The following is a 5,105-nucleotide window of genomic DNA, read 5'->3' on the forward strand; positions in this document are numbered from 1 at the left end:
GAAGTCAATCGTTTATTAGCATTGGAAAAGGAACGCTCCTATTATCGATTGCTTAATATGATCAAATATTGATGATATGGGTACTATAATCTTTTTATTTCTTATATTAACACAGTTTTATGGATACATGGGGTTGCAAGGACTACCTTTCATGCTTACTACTCATGTTGGGATTCTTGTATTGGGTGTTTTTTTAGGATATAAAAAGGGAAATTTATTTAATAAGTACTTGATTATGATGGTAGTGTCTTTGATATTGTGTGCAATATCATCAAAAGTCTATCGGAATCAGAGTTTTATTTCCTCTTTATATGCTTCTCTATTTATTCTAGATATTTTTTTCTATTATTTTCTAGTCTATTTAAATGTTGGAGTCAAGAGATTTGAAAAAGTATTAGTAATATTAATTGTTGCTACCTGTTTGGGATTTATTCTTCAACACTTGTTCTTTCCCAAAATAATATTTTTTGCTTCTGCGGGTGAATGGATTTCTTTAAGTGCAACTCCACATCGTTTTATACAAATTACTGCCCAATCATTGATATCTTTAGGAATATTTCTGGGATTTAATAAATTTCTAGAATTGAAGAATAAGCTCTATGCTATATTGTCATTTGTTTGTTTTGTTTGTATCCTGATTAGGGGATTTAGAATAATGCTTCTTGCTGCTATAGTCTCGTTAATTTGGATTCTGTATAAATATAACAAGACGATTTTTAGCATTAAGAATATTTTGAAAATAGCTGGAGTCTTATTGATGTTTTCATTTTCATTACTTATTCCGGTAGTTCAAGAATCTATTGGGAATATGGTTTTAAGGCAAACAGTAGAAAATAATACTTTGGATAACCAAGATTATGCGCGGACCATCCAGCTGGCTTATTATTTTGGCGAGCATTTTAAGAATACAATAGAATTCTTCCTAGGGTCAGGCTGCCAGGAAATAGTCCGTATGGTTTATATATTTCAGAGGAACTTCCTGCTATTGGAATAAACTGGGTGGATTGGGGGCTATTAGGATTGAGTTGGCTTGGAGGAGTTCCTCTTGTTATATGCATGCTCTTGTATATGATAAAATGTATATGGTTAACCAGATACAGTAGAAAAAATAGATATATCAGTGCTTGGTTTATATATTTGTTAATCATATCTGTTACTCATCCTGAAGTTTATCAATTTGGAAGTATGTTGGTGCAGGGAATGGTTCTTTATTTAGTTTTAAGGTTAAAAAAAACAGGGCTTTTAGATAATTAAATTGGATGAAAATGGTTAGAGTTGGATTTCATCTTCATAATGATGGGCAAGAAACGGTTGATTGTTCCCGTATTATTTATGGAAACCCAGGTATAGGTGGGGCAGAGTATGCGATTATTGCTATTGCCTATATGTTGTCTGTAGATAAAAATGATATAGAAGTTAGGCTTTATGCTCACAAACAAGGTATATTCCCAAGTGGGTTAGAGTATAATGTTTGTAACAATGTAGAAAATGCAGTTACTATTGCTTCACAGGATAATTTGGATTATTTTGTTATTGATTATAAGAGGCTTCCTCATGAACTTGTGTGCAAATATAAAGCTCTAAATTTTGTCGTATGGGCACATAATTTTATAGTTGCAAAGGATTTTGATTTTTATTATAAACACCCCAATATTGCTAGAATTATTAATGTTGGGTGTGAACAAAGAGATTTGTACTGTGATCATCCTATGGCTGACAGGTTGGATTACATTTATAATGGGGTTTTAATGCAATCTATTGATAAATATGATGTGATTAATCATCCTTTTGAAAAGCGCAATTTGAATGTAGCGTATGTTGGTAGTTTAGTACCGGCCAAAGGTTTTGATTTATTAGCTTCTGCATGGCCGGCAGTTTTAGCAAAAGTACCTGATGCCCAGCTTTTTGTTGTAGGATCAGGAAAATTATATAATAGAAATTCAGTTTTGGGGAAATGGAATATTGCTGATGAGAAATTTGAGAATAAGTTCATGAAACATATTACAAATGACAATCAGGTTCTTCCATCTGTACATTTTCTGGGAGTTTTAGGAGAAGAGAAGAATGATTTGCTATTAAAATGTAGAGTAGGCGTACCTAATCCTTCTGGTAATACTGAAACATTTGGATTTACAGCTATTGAAATGCAATCTATGGGGTGTAATATCACTACTATGAAATGTTCCGGATATTTAGATACAGTTTTTACAAAAAGATATTTGTATTATAACTCAAATAATTTGGCCAAGAATATAATTAAGCTCCTATTACAAAAAGAGCATGATTATAATGAAGTTTATTCTTTTATAAAACAAAATTTCTCTTTCGATAAGATTGTATTAGAATGGGAGCAGCTTTTTAAGGAAGCTCTTCCTGGTCATAAACTGTTACATCCCTATTCTATAAAGAAAAATCCGTTCTATAGATTGAAATTTATCAAATTGGGTTTACAATGTATGAAATTTAGATTTAATTTTTTGAACCAACTGCCTACTATTGAATATTTTTTGCAGCATTCTTGGGATAAAGTTTTGTGGCATATTAATAATAAATAAGTATGTTTCTGAGTGTAGTCGTACCTGTATATAATGTGGAAAGATATGTAGGGGATTGTCTATGCAGTCTTCTTAATCAGCCGGAATCTTTATGTGAGATAATTGTCGTTAATGATGGTACTAAAGATAATAGTATGGAAATAGTACATAAACTCGTTAACGGATATACTAATGTTAGAATTATAAATCAAGAAAATAAAGGTTTGAGTGAGGCAAGGAATGCTGGACTTCGACATGCGTTAGGCGAATATGTATGGTTTGTAGATAGTGATGATACCATATTAGAAAATGCTGTAGAATATTTGCATGATATTGTAGATACTTATCCATGTGATGTCTATGCTTCAAATTTATTGATAAAGAATGAAAAAACAAACGAACAATATTTGGAGTTTGCAGAGTTCTTTTCTGGATATTTACCTACTGAACAATATGGTGAGAAATATAATGGAACTACTTCTCAAAGGTATATTTTTAGAAAAAAGTTTCTGATAGATAATAATCTTTTTTTTATGCCTGGTGTTCTCCATGAAGATTGTGAACTATTCTATAGAATGATACATTATGTTGATAGTATATATTTATTGGATCAACCAATTTATTTGTATCTGCTGAGAACACAAGGTTCTATAAAAAGTTCATTGAGTGTGCGGTCATGCTGTGATCTTTTAAAGATTCATAGGTCTCTTATGAATTTCATAAACACGCAAGTAACTTATGCTTCGCGGTCTCATTATAGATTCTTGATTTTTAAAATTATTTTATTAGTTTTTTTTCATGCTCTAGACTCTTTCTCTACTGACGACTTCCAAGATTTCTATAAGAAGAATGTGAATTATATGCGTAATCAGTCTTTTAAACTTTTTATCATTAAGGGTATCGGTTTTAAAGATCGAATCAAGTTATTTATGTATTTTATTTCTCCTCTATATGCCTTTAATCTTATAATGTTTCGGCGAGTGAATTAATATATTGATAAAAGATACTATGAGATTGTTATATTATTCTACCCCTTCTTTTGCCGACTGTGATTTTCCTCTCATAAAGGAATATATGGAAAAAGGCATTGATGTTCTCTATCTGATTAAACTGACTCCATATAATTGTCATTCTACTTTGATTAATATAGAGAAGCAGATACCGATAAATGGCATATTTAAGTTTTCGGAATATGCTGAATCTGGAATATTCTCAGATTACTTGGATTTGGATAAAATATATGTAGTAAATCAATTGAGCCCAAGAAACTTCAGTTTGAGTAGTCTTATTCTTACGATAAAACTTATACTGTTTATTATTAGATTGAAGGTTAATGTTTTACATACTACAATTTTTTGTGATCTTGATAGTTTTTTACTGTTTTTTAAAAAGAAGTTAGTAGTAACACTGCATGATCCCATCCCCCATACAGGAGAAAAGTCTTCTCGTCGTGAAATATTTCGTCGTCTGGCAATCAAATATTCATCAAAGATATTCTTATTGAACGTGATACAAAAGAACAAGTTTATAGATATGTATCATGTTGATGAAAATAAAGTCGAAATTAATAGATTAGGGGTATATGATTCAGTAAATGTTTATAGAAATCTCATTATAGATAAGGTGGATGCTTCACCCTCAAAGAATATATTATTTTTTGGAAGAATTTCTCCTTATAAAGGGGTTGAATGTCTGTTAGAAGCGATGTCAATTGTACACGCTCAATACCCTGATGCCATTTGCACTGTGATGGGAGGTGGAGAGTTTTATTTTGATGTTACTCCATATTTGAATACCTCGTATGTTAAAATAGTAAACAGGTTCATTGCTACTAGTGAATTAATATCTGCTATTGAGAGTTCATTTGTGGTCGTCTGTCCATATACTGATGCTACCAGAGTGGTGTGGTTTATACGTCTTATGCCTTACATAAGCCTGTTATTGCGTCTGATGTCGGTGGATTTAGTGAATCTGTGATAGATTCTGAAACAGGTTTATTGGTACCTCCGAGAGATTCAAAAAGTATAGCGGATGCAATAATATATTTACTGAAGCATTCAGATGAATCTGTAAGAATGAGCAATATGATCAAAAAGAATATTTCAGACGGCTTATTTTGCTGGTCTAATATTGCTGATAAATATATTGATGTTTATAAGAATTTTGGTCATTAATAGTCTTGGAGTTATTCTTATATGTTTAATAATAATTTCATTATATACGAACTATTCGCTTGGAGATATTTGAATATAGCCAACTAGATTATTCATTAGAGAATAAATTTCTAACAGCAATATGGATTGTTGTTTGCTTTTTATTGTAGGTTATTTAGAAGCTCTAAAACAGTGGGTTTAATTATAATTATTTCTATTAATAAACGAAGATCGGAATTGTGGTGAATTTTAAATCTGTTTTATGCGTTGAGTATAAAAATGAAAAACTGAGAGGTAAATGAAAATATTACATATTATTTATTCGCTGTCTTCAGGCGGAGCTGAACGATTCTTGGTTGATTTGGCTAACGAGTTATCTCAAAGGGAAGATTGTGATGTGAGGTTGCTTATATTAAAG

At 31.2% G+C, this 5,105-nt stretch carries 5 protein-coding genes; all 5 read left to right on the forward strand.

What is annotated here, in order from left to right:
* The first annotated feature begins 151 nt into the window (after positions 1–151).
* The 5 genes from ACLUJM_RS12665 (at position 152) to ACLUJM_RS12685 (ending at position 4,708) form a co-directional block, all read left to right on the forward strand.
* Complete coding sequence (locus ACLUJM_RS12665; RefSeq protein ID WP_412412964.1) at positions 152–994, forward strand: hypothetical protein; 843 nt, start codon at positions 152–154, stop codon at positions 992–994.
* 271 nt (positions 995–1,265) lie between these two features.
* Positions 1,266–2,555, forward strand: a complete 1,290-nt coding sequence (locus tag ACLUJM_RS12670) for a glycosyltransferase family 4 protein (RefSeq protein WP_412412965.1) — start codon at positions 1,266–1,268, stop codon at positions 2,553–2,555.
* A 2-nt stretch (positions 2,556–2,557) separates the two neighbouring features.
* Complete coding sequence (locus ACLUJM_RS12675; RefSeq protein WP_053088279.1) at positions 2,558–3,523, forward strand: glycosyltransferase family 2 protein; 966 nt, start codon at positions 2,558–2,560, stop codon at positions 3,521–3,523.
* Between the two features lie 85 nt (positions 3,524–3,608).
* Positions 3,609–4,511 (forward strand): hypothetical protein, encoded by a 903-nt coding sequence (locus ACLUJM_RS12680; RefSeq protein ID WP_412412966.1) that lies wholly within the window; start codon positions 3,609–3,611, stop codon positions 4,509–4,511.
* Positions 4,439–4,708, forward strand: a complete 270-nt coding sequence (locus ACLUJM_RS12685) for a glycosyltransferase (protein WP_412412967.1) — start codon at positions 4,439–4,441, stop codon at positions 4,706–4,708. The genes ACLUJM_RS12680 and ACLUJM_RS12685 overlap by 73 nt, the downstream gene beginning before the upstream one ends.
* Positions 4,709–5,105 lie beyond the last annotated feature (397 nt).

The organism is Finegoldia sp., assembly GCF_046991905.1.
GTDB lineage: Bacteria > Bacillota > Clostridia > Tissierellales > Peptoniphilaceae > Finegoldia.

Bases quoted from the DNA above. Each gene is read 5' to 3' on its own strand.
- ACLUJM_RS12680 (WP_412412966.1), top strand. From the start codon at position 3,609: ATGGAAAAAGGCATTGATGTTCTCTATCTGATTAAACTGACTCCATAT.
- ACLUJM_RS12670 (WP_412412965.1), top strand. From the start codon at position 1,266: ATGGTTAGAGTTGGATTTCATCTTCATAATGATGGGCAAGAAACGGTT.
- ACLUJM_RS12675 (WP_053088279.1), top strand. From the start codon at position 2,558: ATGTTTCTGAGTGTAGTCGTACCTGTATATAATGTGGAAAGATATGTA.
- ACLUJM_RS12665 (WP_412412964.1), top strand. From the start codon at position 152: ATGCTTACTACTCATGTTGGGATTCTTGTATTGGGTGTTTTTTTAGGA.